The organism is Nocardia sp. NPDC049935 (assembly GCF_055586645.1).
The window spans coordinates 1,022,958-1,044,849 of the sequence record NZ_JBVJHV010000001.1 but is presented as its reverse complement, the minus strand read 5'-3'; the positions used below and the strand labels follow the sequence as shown (position 1 = coordinate 1,044,849).

Below are 21,892 nucleotides of genomic sequence, written 5' to 3'. Positions count from 1 at the left end.
TTCTAGCTCTGTGTCGCGGCGTGCAGTTCCGCCACGCGTGCGGCGGTGGCGGCGGCGTCACCCGCCGCCAGCGGCCATCCCTTGGCGCGGATCAGATAGGCACTGGCCGCCGATTCCTCGGACACTCCCAGCCCGCCTTGGACGTGAACCGCCACGGTCGCGGCCTTGGGTGCCTCTTCGGCCATGTAGACGAAGGCCGCGGGCGCCAGCGCGGGCTGCACCTCGGGCTCGAATTCGAGGAACCAGGCACCACGCCGGACGAGGTTGCGGGCAGCCTCCACGGTGACGGCGATATCGGCAAGCGGATGGGATATGCCCTGCAGGGTGGAGATGGGGACACCCATCGTGTACCGGGTGGTGGCGAACTCCGCGGCGATCCGCAACGTCTCCTCGACCAGGCCCACCAGAGCCGCGGCCGTCAGCAGCCGCCATTCGTCGAGCGCCCGCTCGTAGTGGGCAACCGCCTCGGCCCCCGCGGCCAGGACCGTGCGCCGGTCGGCGGTGGCCGGATCGATCCACGCCATCGGCAGCTGCCCGATATTGTCGACTCGCGCCGGCCGGGTACCGAAATTCAGCCGGACGATCTCGTCACCGTCGCGGACCACGATATGGTCGGCAACCGCCGCGGCCGGAACCAGCCGGGCGCCGGGCGCCGCTCCGAGCCGAGGATCCAGTCCGGCGATCTCGCGGCCCTCGAGCACCTCGACGTCGAGAGAGCCGGAGCCCAGCCGGGCGATCAAGCGCGCCGCGCAGATATGGTCGATCCACGGAACCGGCGCGATCACCCGGCCCAGTTCCTCGGCGACGAGGGTCAGGTCGACCAGCGTCGCACCATCGCCGCCCGCGGCTTCGGGCAGTGCCATCGTGGTGGCACCGGTTCCGCACAGTTGTTCCCACAGCCCTTTGTCGAAACCGGTGGGTTCGGCCGCGCGCACCACCTCGAGCGGGCTGCGGGTCTTGAAGAACTTCGCGTACGACGCCTGGAGTTCGGACTGATCCTCCGAGAGGCTGTAGTCCTGCCGGCGTAGTTCGTAGCGATCCATTGGTTTACTCCTTGTTCTGACGAGCCCGCGGCGAAGTCAGGCGCCTGCCGACCGGTCGCCGAAGAAGAACTCCTGCGCGTTGTTGTAGAGGTAGTTGTCGAGAACTTCGTCGGGAAGATCCAGCGCGAGCGCCTCCGGAACGACGCGCTTCATGGTGAGTACCGGCCAATCCGAACCGAAGATGACCTTGTCCTTACCTCTCGTCCGCATGAAGTGCAGCAGGCTCTCGGGCAGCCGCTTCGGCGACCACGCCGACGTCATGAGACGCAGATTCCGGTATTTCATGAGCAACCGGATGGCGACATCCCACCAGGGATCCGCGCCGTGGATCATGCAGAGGCGCAGTTCGGGGAACCGATAGCAGACCCGATCGAGATAGATCGGATTCTGTACTTCACCGGGAATGGGCGGGCCGGGCAGACCGGTGTTCATACACAGTGGCAGGCCCATCTCGGCGCATTTGTAATACAGCGGGTAGTAGACCGCGTCGGTGGGTGGGTATCGCCCGTCACCCCAGAAACTGGCTCCCACAGTGGTATAGGCGACCGGCAGATCGTTCACCAGGTCTTCCAATTCCCGCAGTGAGGACACCGGATGCAGAAGATCCACCCCGTTGAGCGCCAGGCTGAAACGTTCCGGATGCGCCTCCGCGAATTTCAGCGCGGTGGCCGACGGTTTCGCCATCGAATACATCAGGACTGCCTTCTCGACACCCTGTTCGTCCATCTCGTCGAGCAGCGCGCCGAGTTCGACCTGTTCGTACATCCCTTTCGGGCCCTTGAAATAGTCGTCCCGGACCTGGAGCATCCACGACGGCTGTTCGCGTTCGCCGAAATGCACATTGACCAGGCAATCGATAACTTTACGCATAGTCAGGCCTCCACTTCCGCGCTCTCGGCCGTCACCCGCGTCGCGGCCCAGCGGTAATCCGGTTTACCGTTGCCCAGCCGCCTGATCTCGGTGACGAAGAGGAATGTCTTCGGCACCTTGAAACCCGCCAGCCGGAGTTTGCAGACTTCGCGCAGCACCGCGCCGGTGACCTCGGCGCCGGCCTCGAGGCACACCAGGGCGGTCACTTCCTGCCCCCATCGCGGGCTCGCGCGACCCACCACCAGCGCGTCACAGACGCCGGCCTGGGCCCGCAGCACCTCTTCCACCTCTTCGACGAAGACCTTCTCACCGCCGGTATTGACCACCAGGGAGTCGCGGCCCAGCAACCGCAGGCTGCCGTCGGCCGCCACGGTGGCGCGGTCGCCGGGTATGGCCATCCGAATTCCGTCGATCTCCGGGAATGTCCGTTCGGTCGCTTCCCGGTCGCCGAAGTACCCGAGCGGAACCCGGCCGGTTCGGGCCGCCCATCCGATCTCCGCGTCGCCGGGCCCGAGGAAGCGGCTGCGATCCGCGGAGACCGCCGTCCCGCCCACCATCGGCGCGAAGGTATCCACTTCGGCGCCTTTGCTGCTGCGCCCGTATCCCATGCCGCCGGTCTCCGAGGATCCGTACCCCTCGACGATCATGGCGTGCGGGAGGAGTTCGAGTAGTTCGTGCCGGTGCACGGGATTGGTCGCGGCGCCGCCGGTGCCGATCGCCATCAGCGACGAGAGATCGTAGGGGCGCGAGCGGAGTTCACGCACGAGCGGTCCCGCGTAGGCGTCGCCGACGATGGTCATCAGCGCCGCCTTCTCCCGCTCGGCCGCCGCCAGCGCGACCCGGGCGTCGAAGCGCTCCCGATCGTCGTAGAGCAGGATCGTCTGACCCGCGAGCAGGCCCGCGAAGGACGTCCAGATTCCCGCTGCGTGCGAGAGGGGCGTCGCCGCGTACCAGACGTATCCCGTGACTCGAACCAGCTCCTGCAGCGGCGCCGCCGATTCATGGTCGGCACCGTTCATCGACGAGACATACATATCGCTCTGCCGCCACAGCACACCTTTCGGCCGCCCGGTGGTGCCGCCGGTGCACAGCATCACGAGATCGTCCGGTGAGGCGTCGAGCACCGGGTCCGCGCCGCCCTCCCGTATCGCGTCGTCGAACGCCACCGCACCCGTGATCTCGGCGCCCCCGCTGCCGTCGTCGACCGCCACGAGCAGTTCCACTCCCTCGGGCGCGGTCTCGGTGACCACCGGCCCGAAGCTTCGGTGGTAGACGATCGCGCGGGGCCGGATATAGGCGAGCAGATCGCGGATCTCGTGCGCGGTGTAGTGGTGATTGATGTTCACCGGCACCACCCTCGCCTTCATACAACCGATCATCACGTCGAGGTACCGGTCGTTACGCATGATCATGGCGACCCGGTCCTGCCCGCATTCCCACCGGGCCAGATCGGATCGGGGAGTATGCGCGCCGAATCCGCGACCCGCCAGGAAGGCGGCGAACCGGCCGGTCAGTTCCGCGGATGCGCCGAAGGTCGTTCTCCGGTCGCCGCAGATCGTCATCGTGCGGTCGGGGACCGCGGCCGCTACCGCATCGAATACGGCCCCGATGCTCCATTCGCTCAACGGAATCCTCCGCGGTAGGGCGTTGTCATGACGGGTCCTCTCGTTCGGAATCGCGCCCGGCCCTCGGCTGCGCACCGGCAGTGGCCACCGTCGGCGTCCCCGATCCATCACCTACGAAATAGATGTGTCTACTGTATATCTATCAGTAAACCTTGGCGCAAGGTTTACCGCAGATCCACCCGAAGCCGATTCGACCGTCCGCCGACGGCAACCTCTTCACCCGCGCCGAGGGCCCGGCGGGTCGCACAGCCTTCGACCGTATGCTCTACTGTATATCTGGCAGTATTGCCGATCTACCCGACGAACATCCAGGAAGAAGCGGGTACAAGAGTGCACGACAAGACCGAGGCGCCTCCCTCTGCCGGCACCGTCCATATCGTTCGCGACAACGGTGTACTGCGGTTGACCATCGATCGCCCGGCACAGCGCAACGCACTGTCCCCCGCGATGATCGCGGCGCTCACCGAGACACTCACCGGCGCGGCCACCGACGACACCCTCCGGGTGGTACACATCCAGGGCGCGGGCGATGACTTCTGCTCGGGTGTGGACTGGGTCGCCACCAACAGCGACGGCCGCCGGCCGCGCACCGGCGATCTGGTCCGGCGGATTCCACAGACGGCCAACCGGCTGATCGAACTCGTCCATACGATCCAGCTGCCCGTGGTGTGCACCGTGCGGGGCTGGGCAGCCGGGATGGGCTGCAACCTCGCGCTGGCCGCCGATTTCACGATCGCCGCCGGTGAGGCCGTCTTCTGGGAGCCCTTCCTCGATCGCGGTTTCAGCCCCGACACCGGATCGACCTGGCTGCTCCCCCGCCTCGTCGGCCTGACCCGCGCCAAGAAACTGCTGCTCCTCGGGGACAAGATCACCGGATCCGACGCGGCCGGCTGGGGACTCATCCACGAGGCGGCCGAACCCGGCGAACTCGACCACGCGACCGATGCCCTCATCGAAAGACTCGCCGCCGCGCCGACCGTCGCCTTCGGTCTCGCCAAACAGGCCCTCCACGACAACCTGCACGCCGGTCTGCCGCAGGCCCTGACGCACGAACTACTCACCCTCGAGCTGGCCTGTCGCAGCGCCGATTTCAAAGAGGGTCTGGCTGCCTTCCGGGAGCGCCGGGAACCCCGGTTCCGCGGCCGCTGATCCGGCCCCGACGCGGACCGTCGACCCGGATCCGGTTACTCCGGGAAATAAGACGGGTCGGGCCCGCAGGTCCGATCGGTGTCGGGGAGGGCGCCGTCGCGAAGGTAGGTGTTGACGATCTCGTTCACGCAGGGGCTCAGACCGTTACGGAAGGCCCCGTGGATCCGGGTATCGGCGAGGGTGACCAATCGGGATCCGGACAGCGTCCGGCGCATCGCCACACCTTCCGAATAGGCGGTGCGGGTATCGCCCGTGGCCTGCAGGATCAGCGCCGGTACGGAATTACCCACCTCGGTGGGCGGCTCGACCGGTTCCGGCCAGAAGGCGCACGCGGTGATGTTGTTGGCGAACGCGCCGAACACCGGCTCGGTGGCCCGGACGGCCTCGATATTGCGGTAGTACCACGCGGGATCACGCGGGGCGGCCTTGTCACCGCACAGGACCGCCGCCATCCCCGCGGTCTCGAGCGGCACGGCGCCGGTGATCTTCGCCTTCAACCGCGGCATATCCAGGGGCAGGCCGGACACTCCGTCGGCGATGATGCGCACGGCCTCGGCGAGGTCGGCGTTCAGCTTCGGATTCGGCAGCAGTGCCAGCAGCATCATCGGCACGGTATGCTCGTCCACCAGATAGCCGTCCGCGAAGATCGGATGCCCGGCCGCGCGGCGGATCACATCCTCCACGAATGCCCGGACCTGCGGCCCGGTGCTGCCGAAGTGGTAGTCGGCATCGTGGCGGGCCGCCCAGCCGGCCCAGTCGTCCAGTCCGGCCTCGTTGGCGGCGCCCATATCCTGATTGACGCCGATCCAGTAGCGGTCCGGGTCGATCGCGCTGTCCAGCACCATCCGGTCGCTGCGTCCGGGGAACATCTGCATGTACACGGCGCCCAGGTAGGTGCCGTAGGAGCCGCCGAAATAGTTGAGCGTGCGTTCGCCCAGGGCCCCTCGGATGACATCCATGTCCCGGGCGGTATTGCGGGTCGTGGTGTACCGGGCCTTCTCGGGATCGGGGGCCAGGCAGGAAGCGGCCAGCGCGGCGGCCAGGGCGGTGTCGCGCGCGTAGCCGAAAACGTCGAATCCCGCCGAGAACAACATGGTGGGCAGTGGGATCCCGCACTGCACCCGGTCCGATCGGCCGATGCCGCGGGGATCCATACCGATCAGGTCGTAGCGGGCCCGCACATCCGGAGAGAAGGGCCGGGCGCCGGCCATCATGGCCAGGCCCGGACCACCGGGCCCGCCCGGATTGGACAGCATGATTCCGCGCCGGCGGGCCGGATCGGTGGCCGGGATACGGGAGATCGCGACCGTCAGCGTCCGGTGGTCAGGGCGGCTGTAGTCGAGCGGCACGACGACGCCCGCGCATTGCGCGCCCGCACCGTCGAGAGCCGGGTCATCACAGGGTTTCCAGTCCAGCCGCTGATGATAGAACCGTTCCAGCCCGCTGCCGATGCCCTCGCCCGGATCGGCGCCCACCAGGCCGGCGGGAAGCAGGAACACCGGTGCGAGCACCGGCACCAGCCATCTGGCCCACCGCGCCGGATTCGGGTCGCGCGCGACTCGCGGCACCGGGAAAGACGCGCGTGGGAATAGCTTCCGCCTCACCCCTGCGACACTATCGTTGCGCGACTCATCCGCCGGCCCACGGGCACCACGCCACGCCGATGTTCCGTGAACCGGGCGTCGCCGACAGCGCCACCCGGCCGCATACGCGCGTTCAGGGCATGATCACACTGCGCGTGACCGGCTCCGCCGCCGCCTGCCGGGCTCCCAGCCCCCGCTGCAACGACAGCAGCAGCGCATTGCGGGTCTCTTCCGGGTGGATGAGCTCGTCGAACCCCATATGCTCGGCCGAGTGATAAGACGCCTGTAGTTCCATCGCCCGGAGTTTCGCTTCGAGATCCTCGGCGGCGTTCGACGCGTTGCTGAGTGCCGCGGCGCTCATCGCGCCCATGGTCGCCCCGGGGTAGGCATAGGTCGCCACCTGGTCGTCGAAGCCGATCAGCGACATCACCATGGAGCCGAACCCGTATGCCTTACGCAGGGTGACGTGCAGTTTCAGTGTTGTCGCCGCGGTCTGGGCGACGAACATCTTCGCCCCGCTGCGCAGCACACCCGCCCGTTCGGACCCGCTGCCGGGCAGCATGCCCGGATTGTCGGCCAGAAACAGGATCGGCAGATGAAACGAATCGGCGACGGTGATGAAATGCGCGGCCTTGTCGGCCGCGGCGGCATCGATCGACCCGGCGAGGACCTGCGGCTGGTTCGCCACGACAGCCACCGGATGCCCGCCCAGGTGGGCGAGTGCGCAGATGATCGCCTGGCCGTAACCGGGCTGCACTTCGAACCAGTCGTCGCGGTCGAGAACAAGATCCAGGACGGCGCGCATATCGTAGGTGCGCTTGTTGTCACGCGAGACGATATCGAGCATTTCCGGGATCGTCCGCGGCTCCGCCGTTTCGTCCGGCCCACGCACCGCGGGATAGGACCAGGCGCTGGACGGGAAGTACGACAGGTACCGCCGGATCTCCGCGAGTACGGCATCGTCGGTGTCGGCGACATTGTGGATCAACCCGCTGGCCACCGCGACATCCGGGCCGCCCAGACGTTCTTTGGTGATGTCCTCACCGGTCGACACCTTCACCACGGGTGGACCCGCGGTGAAGATCGCGCCCTGCCGGCTCATGATCGCGAAATCGGATACCGGGGCGACCAGGGCACCGTGCCCGGCCGAGGGTCCGAGCACACCGGTGACCATCGGCACCCGGCCCGAACACCGCGCCTGGGCGAGCAGATCGGTGGGGGTCCGGCCGTAGTGGTCGCCGGTGGGCCGGAATCCGGCGCCCTCGAGCAGCATGATCAGCGGCATCTTGTTCCGGACGGCGAGTTCGGCCAGCCGGTAACGCTTGGAATTGCTGCCCGGTGCGATGGTGCCGGCCAGGGTCGTGAAATCCTCGGCCCCCACCATCACCGGCGCCCCGTCGACGAGACCGGATCCGGTCACGATGGCGTCTGCGGGGACTTCACCGCCGACCATTGTCCCGAATTCCTGGAAGCTGCCCTTGTCGAGCAGTGCCTCGATCCGGGCGCGGGCATCGAGTTTCCCTTTGCCGTGGTGTTTGGCGACCCGATCCGGGCCACCCATCCCCTGGACGCGGGCCCGGCGTCGCGCGAGATCGTCGAGAGTCGCGTCCCAGCCCTGAGTTTCGGTCATCGGCTTTCCTTATCCGTGCGCGCCCTGGCGGGCTCGTGATCTCGCGGCGAAGCGCTCAGGTGAGCGAGTAGCGAATGGGCAGGTGCTTGAGCCCGCCGACGAAGGTCGTCGCGACGAGTTGGGGTTCGCCGTCGAGTTCGACCGATTCCAGCCGAGGCAGCAATTCGGCGAAGAATTTGCTCACCTCCATCCGCGCCAGCGCGGCACCGAGGCAGAAATGGACACCGAAGCCGAAGGCCACATGCTTGTTGGGTTCACGGCGGATATCGAACCGGAAGGGGTCGTCGAAGATATCCTCATCCCGATTGGCCGAGGTATACGACAGCAGCAGCGATTCCCCCGCCGCGATGCGGACCCCGTTGACCGTCGCGTCCTCGGCGGCGGTCCGCATGAAGGCTTTCACCGGAGTGACCCACCGGATCATCTCCTCGGTGGCCTGCGGCATCAGACCGAGATCGGCGCGCAGTTGCTCCCGCTGCTCCGGGTGCTCGGCCAGTGCGCGCATTCCGCCGGAAATCGTCGCGCTGGTGGTGTCGTGTCCGGCCGTGGCGATGATCGCGTAGTAGGACATGGTGTCGATATCCGACAGCTTCTCCCCGTCGATCTCGGCGTTCGCGATGGCCGAGGCCAGGTCGTCGGTGGGATTCGCGCGGCGGGATTCGGTCAGTGCCTGGAAGTACGCGAACATCTCCGCCAGGGCGGTCATCGCGTCTTCGGACGCGATATCACGCTTGTATTCGTCGTCGTCGCTGCCCATGAGTTCCTGCGTCAGCTTCAGCATCATCGGGAAGTCCGATTCGGGCACCCCGAGCAGCGACATGATGACGTACAGCGGAAAGTTGACCGCGACCTCCTGCACGAAATCGCATTCGCCGCCGCGGTCGCGCATCGAATCGACATAGTTCTTCGCGAGCCGATCGATGCGCTCACCCATCGCGCGCATGGATTTCGGGCCGAACCAATCCGCGGCGATCGCCCGCACCACCCGATGCTGCGGATCGTCCATATGGATCAGCGTCCGGATACCGATCGCGGCCTGCAGCTCGTCGGAGGCGGCCGGCATGAGCACCGGGCGGGGCCAGTTGGTGAAGACCCGGTTGGCACGTTCGATCGCCATGACATCGGCGTGTTTGGTGATCGCCCAGAACGGTTTGTACCCGGGAACATCGACCCGGGAGACCGGGGCCTTGGCCCGTAGTTCCCGGAGCGCGCTGTGCAGTCGGGTCTCATCGGTGTAGGCGGCAGGGTCCGCAAATACCTTCGCGGCGTCGTCGACGATCGGCATGCTCATATGCGGTTCTTCCGTTCCGTGTGCTCTGTTCGTACTGCGCGTCGTACTACACGGGAGTGGGGCAGCGCTGCTCCCGGACGCGTTGTGCCGTCCACCAGAGTGATTTATAGTCAGCCTTACTGTCAAGTATTCAATAAGTCATACCGGCAACGGAGCGGTGGTAGTTATGTCCCCTGAACAACGCAGGATCGTGGTCGTCGGAGCGGGGTCGGGAATCGGCGCGGCAACGGCGGCCCACCACCACGGCGAAGGCGATTACGTCCTCGCGGTGGATCTGCGCCCGAACGACACTCCGGCCGCCCGGCACGAACAGTGCGATCTGCGCGATGCCGGCTCGATCGAGGCGCTCCTGGAGCGGATCGGCACGGGATGGGACGTCCTCGAGTACGTCGCCGGCGTTCCGGGTACCGCACCGGCCTACGACGTACTGGCGGTGAACTACCTCGGCATGCGGCTCATGGCCGAAGGGATGCTGCCGCGCCTCCGGCAGGGCGGGTCCATCGTGAGCGTGGCGTCGGTGGCCGCCCTGGGCTGGCAGCAACGCATCGAGGAACTGGCCGGCCTGCTCGACGCGACCGAAACCGAGGCAGTCCGGCGTTGGCAGGATGCCCAGGATCCGGCCTATCCCGTGTACAGCACCTCGAAGCAGGCGTCGATCCTCTACTCGAAACGACTCGCGGCCGCCGCCTGGCAGAAATACGGAGTGCGGGTGAACACGGTGAGCCCGGGGCCGACCGAAACGCCGATCCTGACCGATTTCGAGGCCAGTATGGGCAAGGACGTCCTCGATACGGTCAAGGCCACCGTCGGACGCCACGCGACCGTGGCCGATATCGTCCCGGTGATCGCCTTCCTCGGGTCTCCCGCCGCACGCTGGGTCAACGGACAGGACATCCATGTCGACGGCGGATTCGTCGCACCGATGTCCGTCGGTGGCCCACTCCAGCTCTGATAGCACCCCGGGGGCGGCCACCCTCGCGCCCGGAAAGATTGCCGATGCGAATAAGTACTATTACTGTAAATAATACAGTAATAGTGGCGCGCCTTCCGGCGCGTGAATCCGACAACGCCAGAGGTGAGCCGTGGACAGCCCTGTTCAGGACAAATCGACAACCAGCGGGGACACCCTCGACCTCCGCGACCCGTACCCGTACTTCGCCGCCCGGCGGGCCGAGGGCGGGGTATCCCACGGCACGGTGATGGACTACTCCAAGACGCCGGAAGAGTTGCGCCCCAAGGATTCCTACACCGCCTTCTCCTACGATGCGGTCAGCAAGGCGTTGCGTGACAGCAAGGTCTTCGACACCTCGCTCTACGATTCGACGATCGGTGTGTTCATGGGTCCGACCATCCTCGCGATGAACGGGTCCCGGCACAAGGCCCACCGCGGCCTGGTCTCCGCGGCCTTCAAACCGCAATCACTGGCCACCTGGGAACCCGAGGTGGTGCGGCCGATCTGCGACGCGCTCATCGACGAGTTCGCCGAGCGCGGGAGCGCCGACCTGGTTCGTGAGTTCACCTTCGAGTTCCCCACCCGCGTCATCGCGCGCCTGCTCGGACTGCCGGAGGAGGATCTGCCGTTCTTCCGCAAGGCGGCGGTGGCCATCATCAGCTACGCGGGCAATGTCGAACGCGCGCTGACGGCGTCGAAGGACCTGAAGGAGTATTTCCTCGGGCATATCGAACAACGCCGGGCGCAGCCGACCGAGGACATCATCGGCGACCTGGTCACCGCAGAGATCGACGGCGAGAAACTCTCCGACAAGGCGATCTATTCGTTCCTCCGGCTGCTGCTGCCGGCCGGGCTCGAGACCACCTACCGTTCGTCGGGCAACCTGCTGTATCTGCTGCTGAAACATCCGGAGCAACTCGCGGCGGTACAGGCCGACCACAAGCTCCTCCCCCTGGCGATCGAGGAGGGTCTGCGCTACGAGACTCCACTCACGCTGGTGCAGCGCTACGTCACCGAGGACACCGAACTGGACGGAGTGGCCATTCCCCGCGGCGCGGTGCTCGATCTCTGCCTGGGAGCGGCCAATCGCGACGAGAACCGCTGGGAACGGCCGGAAGAGTTCGATATCTCCCGCAAGCGCATCCCGCACATCAGCTTCACCGCCGGCGCCCACACCTGCCTGGGTCTGCATCTCGCGCGGATGGAGACCCGGGTGGCGCTGGACCTCCTGCTGACCAGGCTCACCGGCTTCGAACTCCGTACCGACGCCGATCCACATATCTGGGGGCAGCCGTTCCGGTCGCCGAACGCCCTCCCGGTGACGTTCGATGTCGTCGGCTGAACCGGTCGCCCGCACATCAGGCAAGGACTCCGACCATGCGTAATCCATTCGATCTGTCCGGGCGTTCGGCGCTGGTCACCGGAGCCGCGAGTGGTATCGGGGCGGCTGTCTCGGCGGCGCTCGCGGCGCGTGGGGCGGCGGTACTGGTCACCGATCTGGATCCGGCCACCCCGATGACGGCCACCGTCCGCACCGACCCGAAATTCGCCGAGCAGATGCTGGCTCGCATCCCGATGCGGCGCTGGGCCGAACCCGACGAAGTGGCGGGCGCATTCGTTTTCCTCGCCTCCGATGCCGCTTCGTTCGTCACCGGCCAGGTCATCCCGGTCGACGGCGGCCTGGTGATGTGATGCGGGAGCAATCCGCGCGCGGGCCGCTGCACGACGTGACCGTCGTCTCGCTGGAGCAAGCCGTCTCGGCGCCGATGTGCACCCGGCTGCTGGCGGATTTCGGGGCGCGGGTCATCAAGATCGAAAGTCCGCGCGGCGGAGATTTCGCCCGCTACTACGACGATGTGGTGCACGGTCAGGCCGCGCATTTCGTCTGGGTCAATCGCGGCAAGGAATCGGTGGTCCTGAATCTGAAGGATCCCGGCGGCGCCGAAGCGCTGCACCGGTTGCTCGATACCGCGGACGTGTTCGTTTCCAATCTCGCACCCGGCGCGACCGGCGCACTGGGTTTCGGTGCCGACCGCCTCGCCGCGACCCACCCCCATCTCGTCACCATGTCGATCGACGGCTATGGCGCGGGCGGGTCGCTGTCGCATCGACGAGCCTACGATCTGCTGGTCCAGGCCGAGATCGGTGCCTGCGCCGTGACCGGTACCGCCGGTGCGCCGGCCAAACCCGGTCCGCCGATCGCCGACGTCTCCACCGGCATCTACGCGGCGCTGTCGATCGTGACCATGCTCTACGCGCGAGCGGGCCACCCGGAATGCTCCGCTCTGCGCACCGCCTCGGTAAGCCTTTTCGACACCATGGCCGAGGTGATGGGCTACGCACTCACCTACAGCCGGCACACCGGAACAGATCAGGAACCGATCGGCATGGCGTCACCGGCGGTCGCGCCGTACGGCGCCTACCCGACCCGCGACGGCCGGACCGTGGTGCTGGGCACCACCAACGACCGGGAGTGGCAGCGCCTGGCCCACGACGTCCTGGAGCGCCCCGACCTGGCCGCGGATAAGCGTTTCGACACCAACTCCGGCCGGGTGGCCCACCGCGGAGAGCTCGATTCCGCCCTCGAGCACTGGTGTGGGCTGCATACCCTGCACACCATCCAGCAACGGGCCGACGCCGCCGGGATCGGCAACGCCCGGTACAACACACCCACCGACGTGGTCGCCCACCCACATCTGTCCCAGCGCGGCCGCTGGCGCACGACCGACTCCCCCGGCGGACCGGTCACCGCACTGCTTCCGCCCGCGATCATCACCGGCTACGAGCCCACGATGGGCGCGATTCCGGCGCTCGGCGAGCACACCGAATCAGTACTGGCCGCCGCCGGATTCGACCCGGACACACTCACCGAACTCCGCGACCGGGGCGCGATCGGCCTCCCGGCTCCCCGGAAGGCAACCGCGGAAAGGACACCCCGATGACCGAACAGCCCGTGGTGATCAGCGATCAGATCGACGGGATTCGCACCCTCACCCTGAACCGCCCACACCGCAAGAACGCGATCACCAGCGAGATGTGGGCCCGGCTGAGCAGCGAACTGCGCGAAATAACCTATCGGCGCACAGCCCGCGCCGTCGTGCTCACCGGTGCCGGTACGGCGTTCTGCTCCGGCGCGGATATCTCCGCGGCGAGTGGCATGGACGGATTTCCCGATCCGAGTGCCGAGATCCGCGCCATCAACGACGTGATCCAGCAGTTGCACGATCTGCCGGTGCCGACGATCGCGAAGGTACGCGGCATCGCGGTCGGCGCCGGCTGGAACCTCGCGCTCGGCTGCGATTTCGTGGTGTCCGCGCCGGACGCCCGGTTCTGCCAGATCTTCACCAAACGTGCGCTCTCACCCGATTGCGGCGGATCCTGGCTGCTCCCGAAACTGGTGGGTTTGCAGCAGGCCAAACGGCTCACGATGCTCGCCGACACCATCGACGCCGCGGAAGCCCACGCGCTCGGACTGGTGACCTGGGTGCAGCCCGAGCAATCCCTGGACACGTTCGTCGGCGAACTGGCCGCCCGCCTGGCCGCCGGCCCGTCCACGGCGCTGTCACAGACCAAATCCCTGCTGCACGACGGCGCCGACCGCACCTTGCGGGAAGCGCTGGCGGGGGAAGGCCACGCACAGACGATCAACCTGTCCGGGCCCGACGTCCTCGAAGCGTTCGCCGCGTTCAGCGAGAAACGTGACCCGGTGTACGCGGACTCCCCGCGGGCAGGTGCCTGAATTCCCGGAAGGAACGAGGTCGGCGATGACGACGAAGAACGGCGCCCGCGGCAAGCGGCAACGGCGCGAACGCGGCTCGCTCAACCCCGACGACATCATCGAGGGCGCGTTCGAACTCGCCGAACAGGTGTCGATCGACGGATTGAGCATGCCACTGCTGGGCAAACACCTCGATGTGGGGGTGACCAGTATCTACTGGTACTTCCGCAAGAAGGACGATCTGCTCAACGCCATGACCGATCGCGCACTGAGCAGACACACCTTCGACGCACCGTTCATCGACCCCGCCAACTGGCGCGAATCACTGTGCCACCACGCCCGGACCATGCGATACGCGTTTCTCGGCAACCCCATCCTGTGCGATCTGGTACTGATCAGGTCGTCGCTGAGCCCGCCGGCCGCCCGGCTCGGGGCCCGGGGGATGGAACGGGCGGTACGAGCGCTGGTCGACGCCGGGCTGACGGTGGACCAGGCATTCGACACCTACTCGGCGATCAATCTGCACATCCGCGGCTCGGTGGTGCTGCAACGGCTCTACGACAAGAACAAGGAGCTCGAGACCCCGGCCCGCGCCTACTACGACGATATCGTGATCGACCCGGACCGGACGCCGCTGCTCGCTCAGGCCATGTCCAAGGGCCGGAAATCCGGTGCGCCCGACGAGCACAACTTCGAATACGGCCTGCAATGCCTGCTCGACAGCACCGCCCGGTTGTTCGAACTCAACAGGGCCCTGGAAGCGCGCTCCGGCCCGTCTCCCGATCCGGCCGGCTGAGCGTACCGAGTTAGGCAGGCAGTACCGATGTCGGTCCGAGAATGGCTTCAGCAGACCGGAGATGTGCACCTGCGGATCTGGGTCCGCGGTGTGTCCTTCGATTACCGGGCCAGCGTGGAGGCGATCCACAACCTGATCGAAGACCACCGGCGTAGACAGCTTTTCACCATCGAATTGATCAGCAACTCCCACCGCCGCCACGAACTCCCGCGACTCCCCTGCGAAAGGCTCTATATCGGTCCGTCCCGCCGATGAGGGATCACTACCGCGACGCTAGGCACGGACTGCCGGAATGGTGACCGAGGCACGGAAACCCGGGCATCGCGCCGGATCACCCGGTTGGCGGCACTCCAGCAGAGTGCGCAGGTAATCGTGTGCGCCGGCGAGGGTTTCGATTTCGGCCCGAATGGAGTCCATCCGGGCAGTGACGGTATCGCGCCACGCGCCACCGGTATCGCGGTCGAGCAACGCGGCGATATCGGTCAGCCCGAGCCGGCCGGTGATGCGCCAGAGTTTGATGAGCGCGATCCGGTAGACCTGGTCGCGGCTGTAGTAGCGGCGACCGGCCCGGCGGTGCGGCACCAGCAGACCCTGCCGTTCCCAGTAGTGCAGGGTCGAGATCGGGAGGTCGAAGTGGTCGGCGACCGTAGCGATCGGGAAATTCTCGGTCGAGGTGTTCACCTGCCCATTTGAACTCAACCCGACTCGAGGAAGCAAGGTGACCCTAACTTGTTTCCGCGATCCGGGAGTTCCCTTGTCCAGAAAAGCCCTCACTCCACCCGCGGCCCGCGCGCGAAACCGGGACCGCCTGATACTGGCCGTGGCCTGCCTGGGTTCGTTCATGGTGATCCTCGATGCCACCATCGTCTCGGTAGCGCTGCCCGATATCCGCGCCGATTCGGGGTTCTCGGCAGCGGCCCTGCCGTGGGTCGTCAACGCCTACACCCTCACCTTCGCCGGTTTCCTGTTACTCGGCGGCCGGTGCGGTGACGCGTTCGGCCCCCGGCGGGTCTTCCTGCTCGGGATCGTCGTCTTCACCCTCGCCCGGGTGCTGGCCGGTGCCGGTACCGGCACGTACTGGCTCCTGACCATGCGCGCGATCCAGGGTCTCGGGGCCGCCCTGCTCATACCGATCACACTCGCCGTACTGACCACCACCTTCACCGAACCCGGCCCGCGAGCGCGGGCACTCGGCCTCTGGAGCGCGGTGGGAGCGGTGGCCGCCGCCTCCGGACCCGTACTCGGTGGGCTGCTGACCGAATGGCTCGGCTGGCGCTGGGTCTTCTTCGTGACCGCACCGCTCGGGATCATCGCGGTGATCGCGGCCCGGCAGGTACTACCTCGCACGCGACCTGCCGGTCCGGCCCGAATCGACCTGGTCGGCGCAGTGCTGGCCACCACCGGCCTGGTGGCGACGGTCTATGCGCTGACGCGGTCGGGGGGCACGGAACCGCACGGTGTCGCCCCGCCGCTGGCGGTCGGGATCGCGTGCCTGGCGCTCTTCCTGATCCACCAGGCACGCTGGGCGTCCCATCCGCTACTACCGCTGCGAATCTTCCGGTTACGCGAGGTGGCGAGCGGCAACGGGGTCATGCTGCTGCTCGGCCTCGGATTCTTCGCCAGCCCGATACTGCTGTCGTTGTACATGCAGGACGTCATGGGATACGGACCGCTCCGCGCCGGGGTGGGGTACCTCCCCGTGGGAATCGCTATGTTCGTCGGAGCACGAATGGCCGGGCCGCTCACCGTCCGTTGGGGCCCACGCCGATCGGCCCCGGCGTGCTGCTTGGTGGGCGCGGCCGGATTCTTGGCCTTTGCCGCGACTTTCGGCACGGGCCTGCCGTACCCGCTGGCGATCGGAATACCCGGTGTGGTGCTCGGCCTCGGGAGCGCGGCGGCGTTCACCCCCGTCACCGTGGCCGCGACCAGCGGAGTTCCCGCCGCGGAACAAGGTACGGCCTCCGGCCTGCTCAACACGACCCGGCAGCTCAGCGGCGCGGTCGGCCTCGCCGCACTGGGCACCGTCGCGGCCACGGTCACCGCCCACACCGGCGGCTCGGGCAACCCGGCCGCCCTCGCACACGGATATGCCGTGGCTTTCGCGGTCGCCGGGGCGTGCCTGATTCTGGCTGCCGCGACGGCTGTTCTGGCGATGCCGCGCGGATCCGGGACGTGATGCTTCACGGCTTGTTTCGATGCTCCGGCAGGACGATCGCCAAGATGAGGACCAACAGCGGAAGTCCGATCGCAACGGCGAAGCCCAGGGTGATCACTGCTGGGGCCGCGTCGGAGCCTCGAGTATCGACCACAACGGATACTCCTGGGTGCCGGTGATGAGGCCGGCCGCTTCGGTGATCACCCACCACGGGACACCGGGCGCCAGTGTCCCGACATGAGGGATCACTACGGCGTCGGCATCGTGCTCCAGCGCGTGCTGGACAGCGATCAGCGCGGCAACTACCGCGACTGCGTCGGTGTGAACGGTGTAAATGACTTTCAGCTGGTGGCGCCGTATGAGCGATTCGTACAACTGCGCGTCGTGGTCGCTGTGCAGCAGGGCAACCGCTCGCCTGGGCCTGTCCTGATTCTTCACCGAAGTGAACTCCTGGAGTCGATGGGGAGGAACGCCTCACCGACCGGCGCGGTAAGGCGCCACGGCACGACGCACCAGCCGTTGCCGGGCCTCCGGCCTTCGTGCGGCGTTGTATCGTTGCCGGTCATAACTTGGTCCTCGCTGGGTACTGGTTGAGCTGTAACCCATAGCCAACCGTCGGCGGTGACCTGGCGACAGAGCGCCGACTGGGCACTTATGAGGCGCGAATGAGGCCGAGCCCGAGTGGCCTTGGACGTTCGTAGGGGCGGAAGGTGAGACATGGCGACTGCGGAGCGCGGGATGCGTCGAGCGTTTGCACAACGCCGTAAAGCGCTCGGCTTTACGCAAGAGTCGCTGGCCGAGCGTCTGAGCGTGGAGCGGTCGACTGTCGTGCGGTGGGAAGCGGGTAAAAGTCAGCCATCGGCGTGGCTGTGGCCGAGAATCGCCGACCTACTCCAGGTCACGCCCGAGCAGCTCACAGAACTCCTTGCCGTCCGCTCGATATCTCCCGAGGCGCCCGGCGTGGCACATCTGCGAGCCGGCTCGGGCATCGACCCGCACGACCGCAAACCCATTTTTCATCTGCGGCGAGTGCTGATGGGATGTATTCCGGACGCACCGTCGTGCACGCAACCCGCACTGACCTCTGCCGTAATTCGCGCATGGGACCTATTCTTTTCGGCTCGATTCGCCGAATTGGAACGGGAACTCCCTACGGTCTTGGCAAGCGCGTACGCTGCGGCCGAGACGTCGAAGGGTGAGACACGGCGGCAGATCAATATTTCACTCGCTCAACTTCTGCATGCCGCCTCGAACCTCCTCGGCTACGTGGCGCAAGAGGACTTGGCCGCACTGGCGCTCATACGCGCGGACGCGCTGGCCGCCGAGAGTGGAGACGAGTTGACGGTGGCCGCGATCAAAGGATCCTGGTCGTGGCTGTTCGCAAAGAACGGCATGTATGACGATGCGGCGGTGCACGCAGACCGAGCCGCCGCCGATATCGAGCCTCGGCTGACAGCCGGCCCACGCCATGTCGCCATCTGGGGGGAGCTGATCTGCTACACAGCCTTCGCAACCTCACGAATGGGCAATTTCCACGAGGCCCGCAGATATCTACGCCTATGCGAATCGGCCGGGAACCAGCTGGACGACGAATACCACCGCCGACCCGAGGCATCCAACGTGTTCGGCCATTCTTCGGCCGCCAGCTTCGGGGTTATCAACGAAACCGACGCGAACCGGCCGCGCGAAGCGCTCGAGCTCGCCAAGGCTGCCCATGACGGCGGAACAGGCGTTCCGCCGACGCTGAGCAGCCGCAGGCTTGTCAACGTCGCGAAAGCGCAGATCCACAACCGAGACGATGTGGGTGCGGTGGACACGCTTCGACGGGCCTGTTCGATCGCACCGGAATTCATTCGTCACGTTCCTTTGGCACATTCCCTGACCAATGAACTTCTCGATCATCGGGGTAGACAACGGCTGGACGGACTAGCCCAGGTCGCCGACCATCTCAGCGAATTCGTCCCACATGCAGGGACCCGATCGTGATCGTCGATCCGGCCGCATTCACCGTCTTGTGCTTCGGTGACTCCAACACCTTCGGCCAACCCTCCGAGAAGCGGGGTCGCTGGCCGGCCGACGTACGCTGGACGGGACGGCTACAGGAACTCCTGGGCACCGGGTACGCGATAATCGAGGAAGGTCTCGGCGGACGCACCACCGACCTGGATGATCCCGACCGCGACGACCGCAACGGCCGTGCCTACTTTCAACCATGCCTGCGCAGCCACTCACCCTTGGACATGGTGGTGATCATGCTGGGAAACAACGATCTCAAAACCAAGTTCGGGCGAGAGCCGAGCGCCATCGGCGCCGCGCTCGAGGGATACATCGACACTATCGAACGCACTGCTTGGACCCGCACCGGTGGGGTACCTCAGGTATTGCTGGTGGGTCCGATCCACCTCGATGCCGGCCGGCCCGCGTTCGCCGAGCAAAGTTCTGAGTACGACGCCGAATCCGAGCGCAAATCGAAGGAGCTCGGCGCGGCGATTCGCCGCATCGCCGAATCGCGCAAGGCGTTGTTCGTGGACGCGGCTGTTGTCGCGAGTCCCGGGATCGACGGCGTGCATCTGAGCCGCGAGTCCCACGAGCCTCTGGCGAAGATGATCGCCCAGACCATCATCCGGAGTAGAGAACGCGGCGCGATCCGCCAGACCCTTCGATAGAGCGTATCGACCGTGCGCAGCGAGCCATCGAGAGAATTGCGCCGTGGCGCAAGGAAGAGCCTGTCCGGGCACTGCGGGAACGGATCCGGACAACCCGGGATTCAGTGAGTCGACGCACCGATCAGTGATCGGACCGCGGATACAACCGATTCCGGGTCCAAAGCATCGAGTACCTCATCGGGCGAGTGTTCGAGAAGTTCGCCGCGCGTCATCCGGTGTGTGACGACGATGACCCGAAAGCCTGCATGCCGAGCACAGAGAATATCGTTCGGCGCGTCACCCACCACCACGACCCGGGAGCTGGGAAGGGGGCTTCCGAGCCGGTCGCGATATCGATCGGCGAGAACAGCGGGCAGTTCCAGTCTGTCTCGGGAATCCGAGCCGTACGCGCCGAGGTCGAGTCGAAGATGTGCGTCCAAACCGGCCGCTCTCAGCTTGGTTTCCGCCGCGTATCGCATATTTCCGGTCAAGACGGTTTGAACGAACCCGTGTTTGTCCAGTTCGGCGATCGATTCGACCGCGCCGGCGTAGGCCGGTTGGTCGCGCGCCAGCTCGTCTTCGCCTTCGGACATCACCGCTTTCAGCTCGTCCCGGAAACGAGCGATACCATCCTCGGCCAGTTCTTGCGAGATTCCCGACTCAACAGCGGTTTCGACAACGATCGACTCATCGGTGAAGCCGTGTACGCGTGCTGCCGGGAAAACCACATCCGACTCCGGTAGCGAATAAGTACGCGAAATAGCCCTTCGAAGCCATCTCAGGTCGGCGGGGATCAGGGTGCCGTCGATATCCCAGATGACGAGCCTCGGGGGCGCCGCATTCATGAGTGCATTCTGGCAGACCCGATCAGGGCCGACGAGGTGGATGTGCTGCCGCGGCGGCACGTGGCAACAGGCGCAGGCCGAGGAGCGCACGCACGACGCCCGCTACCGGACGTCCGCTACGGATTCGCGTCGACACCGAGTTCGGTCAACAATCCGCGAACCCGTTGTTCGATAGCGTCCCGGATCCGGCGCACGGTCGCGATATCGGCACCGGCAGGGTCGTCGAGTTGCCAGTCCAGGTAGCGGGTTCCGGGGAAGTAGGGGCAGGTGTCGCCGCATCCCATGGTGATCACGACATCGGAAGTCTGTACGGTGTCGGCCGTCAGTACCGCCGGGGTGCGGGTGGAGATATCGATCCCGGCCTCCCGCATCGCCTCGATCGCCACCGGGTTGATCGTATCGGCGGGCGTTGTGCCCGCGGATCGCACGCGAATCCGGTCGCCGGCGAGGTGGGCGAGGAACGCGGCGGCCATCTGGGAGCGGCCGGCGTTGTGGACACAGACGAACAACACGCTCGCAACGGAATTCATCGTACGGGGGCCTTTCGACGAGGCGGGGCCCGAGTGAGGCGCCGCCGCAGAGCGAGGGATAGGTATACCAGGGCGAGCAGGAACGGGACCTCGATCAGCGGGCCGACCACCCCCGCCAGCGCTTGGCCGGAGTCGGCGCCGTAGGTGGCGATCGCGACCGCGATGGCGAGTTCGAAGTTGTTACCGGCCGCGGTGAACGCCATCGTCGTAGTTCGCGCGTAGCCGAGACGCAACGAGATCCCGAGGGCGATCCCGCCACCCCACATGAGCGCGAAATAGATCAGCAGTGGCAACGCGATCCGCACGACATCCAGCGGCCGGCCGATGATCTGCTCACCCTGGAGCGCGAACAGGATCACGATGGTGAACAGCAGACCGTAGAGCGCCCATGGACCGATCGCCGGGAGCAGCCGGTTTTCATACCGGTCCCGGCCACGGGTTCGCTCACCGATCCGGCGGGTGAGATATCCGGCGGCCAGCGGGATCCCGAGGAACACCAGCACCGAGACCGCGAAATCGACGGGCGAAGCCTGGATCGCGGTCTGCTCCAGCCCGAGCCATCCCGGCAGGACCGCGAGGTAGAACCAGCCCAGGACCGCGAACATGAGCACCTGGAACAACGAGTTGATCGCGACCAGCACCGCGGCGGCTTCCCGATCTCCGCAGGCGAGGTCGTTCCAGATGATGACCATCGCGATACAGCGTGCGAGCCCGACGATGACGAGTCCGGTCCGGTACTCCGGCAGGTCCGGTAGCAGCAGCCAGGCCAGCGCGAACATCAGTGCCGGGCCGATCACCCAGTTCAGCACGAGCGATCCGGCCAGCAGGCGCCGGTCACCGGTGACGGTATCGAGCCGGTCGTAGCGGACCCTGGCCAGCACCGGATACATCATGATCAGCAGCCCGGCCGCGATCGGCAGCGAGATCCCGTCCACCTCGACCGCGGACAGGGCCGCACCGAGTCCGGGCACGAGCCGGCCGAGTGCGAGTCCCGCGGCCATGGCGATTCCGATCCAGACCGGCAGCAGCCGGTCCAGCATCGGCAGCCGCGGGACCGGCA

Annotated in this window: 22 protein-coding genes; 11 read left to right on the top strand and 11 right to left on the bottom strand. The window is 66.5% G+C overall.

What is annotated here, in order from left to right:
* Positions 1-2: 2 nt before the first annotated feature.
* Genes ACZ6SF_RS04910 through ACZ6SF_RS04900 form a run of 3 tightly spaced genes read right to left on the bottom strand, consistent with a single transcriptional unit; the run spans position 3 to position 3,538 of the window.
* Complete coding sequence (locus tag ACZ6SF_RS04910) at positions 3-1,043, bottom strand: acyl-CoA dehydrogenase family protein (protein WP_466060649.1); 1,041 nt, start codon at positions 1,041-1,043, stop codon at positions 3-5.
* 36 nt (positions 1,044-1,079) lie between these two features.
* Positions 1,080-1,913: an amidohydrolase family protein gene (locus ACZ6SF_RS04905; RefSeq protein WP_466060648.1), complete on the bottom strand. Its 834-nt coding sequence runs from the start codon at positions 1,911-1,913 to the stop codon at positions 1,080-1,082.
* Between the two features lie 2 nt (positions 1,914-1,915).
* Positions 1,916-3,538 carry an AMP-binding protein gene (locus ACZ6SF_RS04900; RefSeq protein WP_466060647.1) on the bottom strand — a complete coding sequence of 541 codons (1,623 nt, stop codon included), beginning with the start codon at positions 3,536-3,538 and terminating at the stop codon, positions 1,916-1,918.
* A 330-nt stretch (positions 3,539-3,868) separates the two neighbouring features.
* On the opposite strand from ACZ6SF_RS04900, the gene ACZ6SF_RS04895 reads away from it, so the two are divergent.
* The gene (locus ACZ6SF_RS04895) at positions 3,869-4,687 is read left to right on the top strand and encodes an enoyl-CoA hydratase/isomerase family protein (protein WP_466060646.1); all 819 of its coding nucleotides are present in this window, start codon (positions 3,869-3,871) and stop codon (positions 4,685-4,687) included.
* 35 nt (positions 4,688-4,722) lie between these two features.
* Here the strand turns inward: ACZ6SF_RS04895 and ACZ6SF_RS04890 are convergent, their stop codons facing one another.
* From ACZ6SF_RS04890 to ACZ6SF_RS04880, 3 genes are all read right to left on the bottom strand, one after another.
* On the bottom strand, positions 4,723-6,291 hold the full coding sequence (locus ACZ6SF_RS04890; protein WP_466060645.1) for an alpha/beta hydrolase: 1,569 nt from the start codon (positions 6,289-6,291) through the stop codon (positions 4,723-4,725).
* Positions 6,292-6,403: 112 nt separating this feature from the next.
* Positions 6,404-7,900 (bottom strand): acyl-CoA carboxylase subunit beta, encoded by a 1,497-nt coding sequence (locus ACZ6SF_RS04885; protein ID WP_466060644.1) that lies wholly within the window; start codon positions 7,898-7,900, stop codon positions 6,404-6,406.
* Positions 7,901-7,955: 55 nt separating this feature from the next.
* Positions 7,956-9,191 (bottom strand): cytochrome P450, encoded by a 1,236-nt coding sequence (locus ACZ6SF_RS04880; protein WP_466060643.1) that lies wholly within the window; start codon positions 9,189-9,191, stop codon positions 7,956-7,958.
* Positions 9,192-9,357: 166 nt separating this feature from the next.
* Here ACZ6SF_RS04880 and ACZ6SF_RS04875 point away from each other — a divergent pair, with 166 nt between their 5' ends.
* From ACZ6SF_RS04875 to ACZ6SF_RS04845, 7 genes are all read left to right on the top strand, one after another.
* Positions 9,358-10,143, top strand: a complete 786-nt coding sequence (locus tag ACZ6SF_RS04875) for a coniferyl-alcohol dehydrogenase (RefSeq protein WP_466060642.1) — start codon at positions 9,358-9,360, stop codon at positions 10,141-10,143.
* 130 nt (positions 10,144-10,273) lie between these two features.
* A complete protein-coding gene (locus tag ACZ6SF_RS04870) occupies positions 10,274-11,485 on the top strand; it encodes a cytochrome P450 (RefSeq protein WP_466060641.1) in 1,212 nt (403 codons plus the stop codon).
* 35 nt (positions 11,486-11,520) lie between these two features.
* On the top strand, positions 11,521-11,835 hold the full coding sequence (locus tag ACZ6SF_RS04865; protein WP_466060640.1) for an SDR family NAD(P)-dependent oxidoreductase: 315 nt from the start codon (positions 11,521-11,523) through the stop codon (positions 11,833-11,835).
* Positions 11,835-13,085 (top strand): CaiB/BaiF CoA transferase family protein, encoded by a 1,251-nt coding sequence (locus ACZ6SF_RS04860; RefSeq protein WP_466060639.1) that lies wholly within the window; start codon positions 11,835-11,837, stop codon positions 13,083-13,085. Before ACZ6SF_RS04865 ends, ACZ6SF_RS04860 begins: the two co-directional genes overlap by 1 nt.
* Entirely contained in the window at positions 13,082-13,882 is an 801-nt protein-coding gene (locus ACZ6SF_RS04855) for an enoyl-CoA hydratase/isomerase family protein (protein WP_466060638.1), read from the top strand. The genes ACZ6SF_RS04860 and ACZ6SF_RS04855 overlap by 4 nt, the downstream gene beginning before the upstream one ends.
* A 25-nt stretch (positions 13,883-13,907) precedes the next feature.
* Positions 13,908-14,657: a TetR/AcrR family transcriptional regulator gene (locus ACZ6SF_RS04850; protein ID WP_466060637.1), complete on the top strand. Its 750-nt coding sequence runs from the start codon at positions 13,908-13,910 to the stop codon at positions 14,655-14,657.
* A 27-nt stretch (positions 14,658-14,684) separates the two neighbouring features.
* Entirely contained in the window at positions 14,685-14,912 is a 228-nt protein-coding gene (locus tag ACZ6SF_RS04845; protein ID WP_466060636.1) for a hypothetical protein, read from the top strand.
* Between the two features lie 18 nt (positions 14,913-14,930).
* On the opposite strand, the gene ACZ6SF_RS04840 is transcribed toward ACZ6SF_RS04845, so the two are convergent.
* Positions 14,931-15,338, bottom strand: coding sequence for a helix-turn-helix domain-containing protein (locus tag ACZ6SF_RS04840; protein WP_466060635.1), 408 nt, complete (start codon positions 15,336-15,338; stop codon positions 14,931-14,933).
* Positions 15,339-15,411: 73 nt separating this feature from the next.
* On the opposite strand from ACZ6SF_RS04840, the gene ACZ6SF_RS04835 reads away from it, so the two are divergent.
* Positions 15,412-16,833 carry a DHA2 family efflux MFS transporter permease subunit gene (locus ACZ6SF_RS04835; RefSeq protein WP_466060634.1) on the top strand — a complete coding sequence of 474 codons (1,422 nt, stop codon included), beginning with the start codon at positions 15,412-15,414 and terminating at the stop codon, positions 16,831-16,833.
* A gap of 93 nt (positions 16,834-16,926) precedes the next feature.
* Here ACZ6SF_RS04835 and ACZ6SF_RS04830 read toward each other — a convergent pair whose 3' ends face one another.
* Positions 16,927-17,250, bottom strand: coding sequence for a hypothetical protein (locus ACZ6SF_RS04830; protein WP_466060633.1), 324 nt, complete (start codon positions 17,248-17,250; stop codon positions 16,927-16,929).
* A gap of 279 nt (positions 17,251-17,529) precedes the next feature.
* Here ACZ6SF_RS04830 and ACZ6SF_RS04825 point away from each other — a divergent pair, with 279 nt between their 5' ends.
* The gene (locus tag ACZ6SF_RS04825) at positions 17,530-18,798 is read left to right on the top strand and encodes a helix-turn-helix transcriptional regulator (protein WP_466060632.1); all 1,269 of its coding nucleotides are present in this window, start codon (positions 17,530-17,532) and stop codon (positions 18,796-18,798) included.
* Positions 18,795-19,478 (top strand): GDSL-type esterase/lipase family protein, encoded by a 684-nt coding sequence (locus ACZ6SF_RS04820; RefSeq protein WP_466060631.1) that lies wholly within the window; start codon positions 18,795-18,797, stop codon positions 19,476-19,478. Before ACZ6SF_RS04825 ends, ACZ6SF_RS04820 begins: the two co-directional genes overlap by 4 nt.
* Positions 19,479-19,579: 101 nt before the next feature.
* Here the strand turns inward: ACZ6SF_RS04820 and ACZ6SF_RS04815 are convergent, their stop codons facing one another.
* The 3 genes from ACZ6SF_RS04815 to arsB all read right to left on the bottom strand — a co-directional run bounded on the left by ACZ6SF_RS04815 (position 19,580) and on the right by arsB (position 21,872).
* Entirely contained in the window at positions 19,580-20,302 is a 723-nt protein-coding gene (locus ACZ6SF_RS04815; protein ID WP_466060630.1) for an HAD family hydrolase, read from the bottom strand.
* Between the two features lie 116 nt (positions 20,303-20,418).
* Positions 20,419-20,832, bottom strand: a complete 414-nt coding sequence (locus ACZ6SF_RS04810; RefSeq protein WP_466060629.1) for an arsenate reductase ArsC — start codon at positions 20,830-20,832, stop codon at positions 20,419-20,421.
* Positions 20,829-21,872, bottom strand: a complete 1,044-nt coding sequence (gene arsB, locus ACZ6SF_RS04805) for an ACR3 family arsenite efflux transporter (RefSeq protein ID WP_466061342.1) — start codon at positions 21,870-21,872, stop codon at positions 20,829-20,831. Before arsB ends, ACZ6SF_RS04810 begins: the two co-directional genes overlap by 4 nt.
* Positions 21,873-21,892: the final 20 nt, after the last annotated feature.

Excerpts from the sequence above, each read along its gene's own strand:
- ACZ6SF_RS04885 (WP_466060644.1), bottom strand. The coding sequence starts at position 7,900 with ATGACCGAAACTCAGGGCTGGGACGCGACTCTCGACGATCTCGCGCGA.
- ACZ6SF_RS04910 (WP_466060649.1), bottom strand. The coding sequence starts at position 1,043 with ATGGATCGCTACGAACTACGCCGGCAGGACTACAGCCTCTCGGAGGAT.
- ACZ6SF_RS04825 (WP_466060632.1), top strand. The coding sequence starts at position 17,530 with ATGGCGACTGCGGAGCGCGGGATGCGTCGAGCGTTTGCACAACGCCGT.
- ACZ6SF_RS04845 (WP_466060636.1), top strand. The coding sequence starts at position 14,685 with ATGTCGGTCCGAGAATGGCTTCAGCAGACCGGAGATGTGCACCTGCGG.
- ACZ6SF_RS04860 (WP_466060639.1), top strand. The coding sequence starts at position 11,835 with ATGCGGGAGCAATCCGCGCGCGGGCCGCTGCACGACGTGACCGTCGTC.
- ACZ6SF_RS04855 (WP_466060638.1), top strand. The coding sequence starts at position 13,082 with ATGACCGAACAGCCCGTGGTGATCAGCGATCAGATCGACGGGATTCGC.
- ACZ6SF_RS04810 (WP_466060629.1), bottom strand. The coding sequence starts at position 20,832 with ATGAATTCCGTTGCGAGCGTGTTGTTCGTCTGTGTCCACAACGCCGGC.
- ACZ6SF_RS04875 (WP_466060642.1), top strand. The coding sequence starts at position 9,358 with ATGTCCCCTGAACAACGCAGGATCGTGGTCGTCGGAGCGGGGTCGGGA.
- arsB (WP_466061342.1), bottom strand. The coding sequence starts at position 21,872 with ATGCTGGACCGGCTGCTGCCGGTCTGGATCGGAATCGCCATGGCCGCG.
- ACZ6SF_RS04850 (WP_466060637.1), top strand. The coding sequence starts at position 13,908 with ATGACGACGAAGAACGGCGCCCGCGGCAAGCGGCAACGGCGCGAACGC.
- ACZ6SF_RS04880 (WP_466060643.1), bottom strand. The coding sequence starts at position 9,191 with ATGAGCATGCCGATCGTCGACGACGCCGCGAAGGTATTTGCGGACCCT.
- ACZ6SF_RS04865 (WP_466060640.1), top strand. The coding sequence starts at position 11,521 with ATGCGTAATCCATTCGATCTGTCCGGGCGTTCGGCGCTGGTCACCGGA.
- ACZ6SF_RS04815 (WP_466060630.1), bottom strand. The coding sequence starts at position 20,302 with ATGAATGCGGCGCCCCCGAGGCTCGTCATCTGGGATATCGACGGCACC.
- ACZ6SF_RS04905 (WP_466060648.1), bottom strand. The coding sequence starts at position 1,913 with ATGCGTAAAGTTATCGATTGCCTGGTCAATGTGCATTTCGGCGAACGC.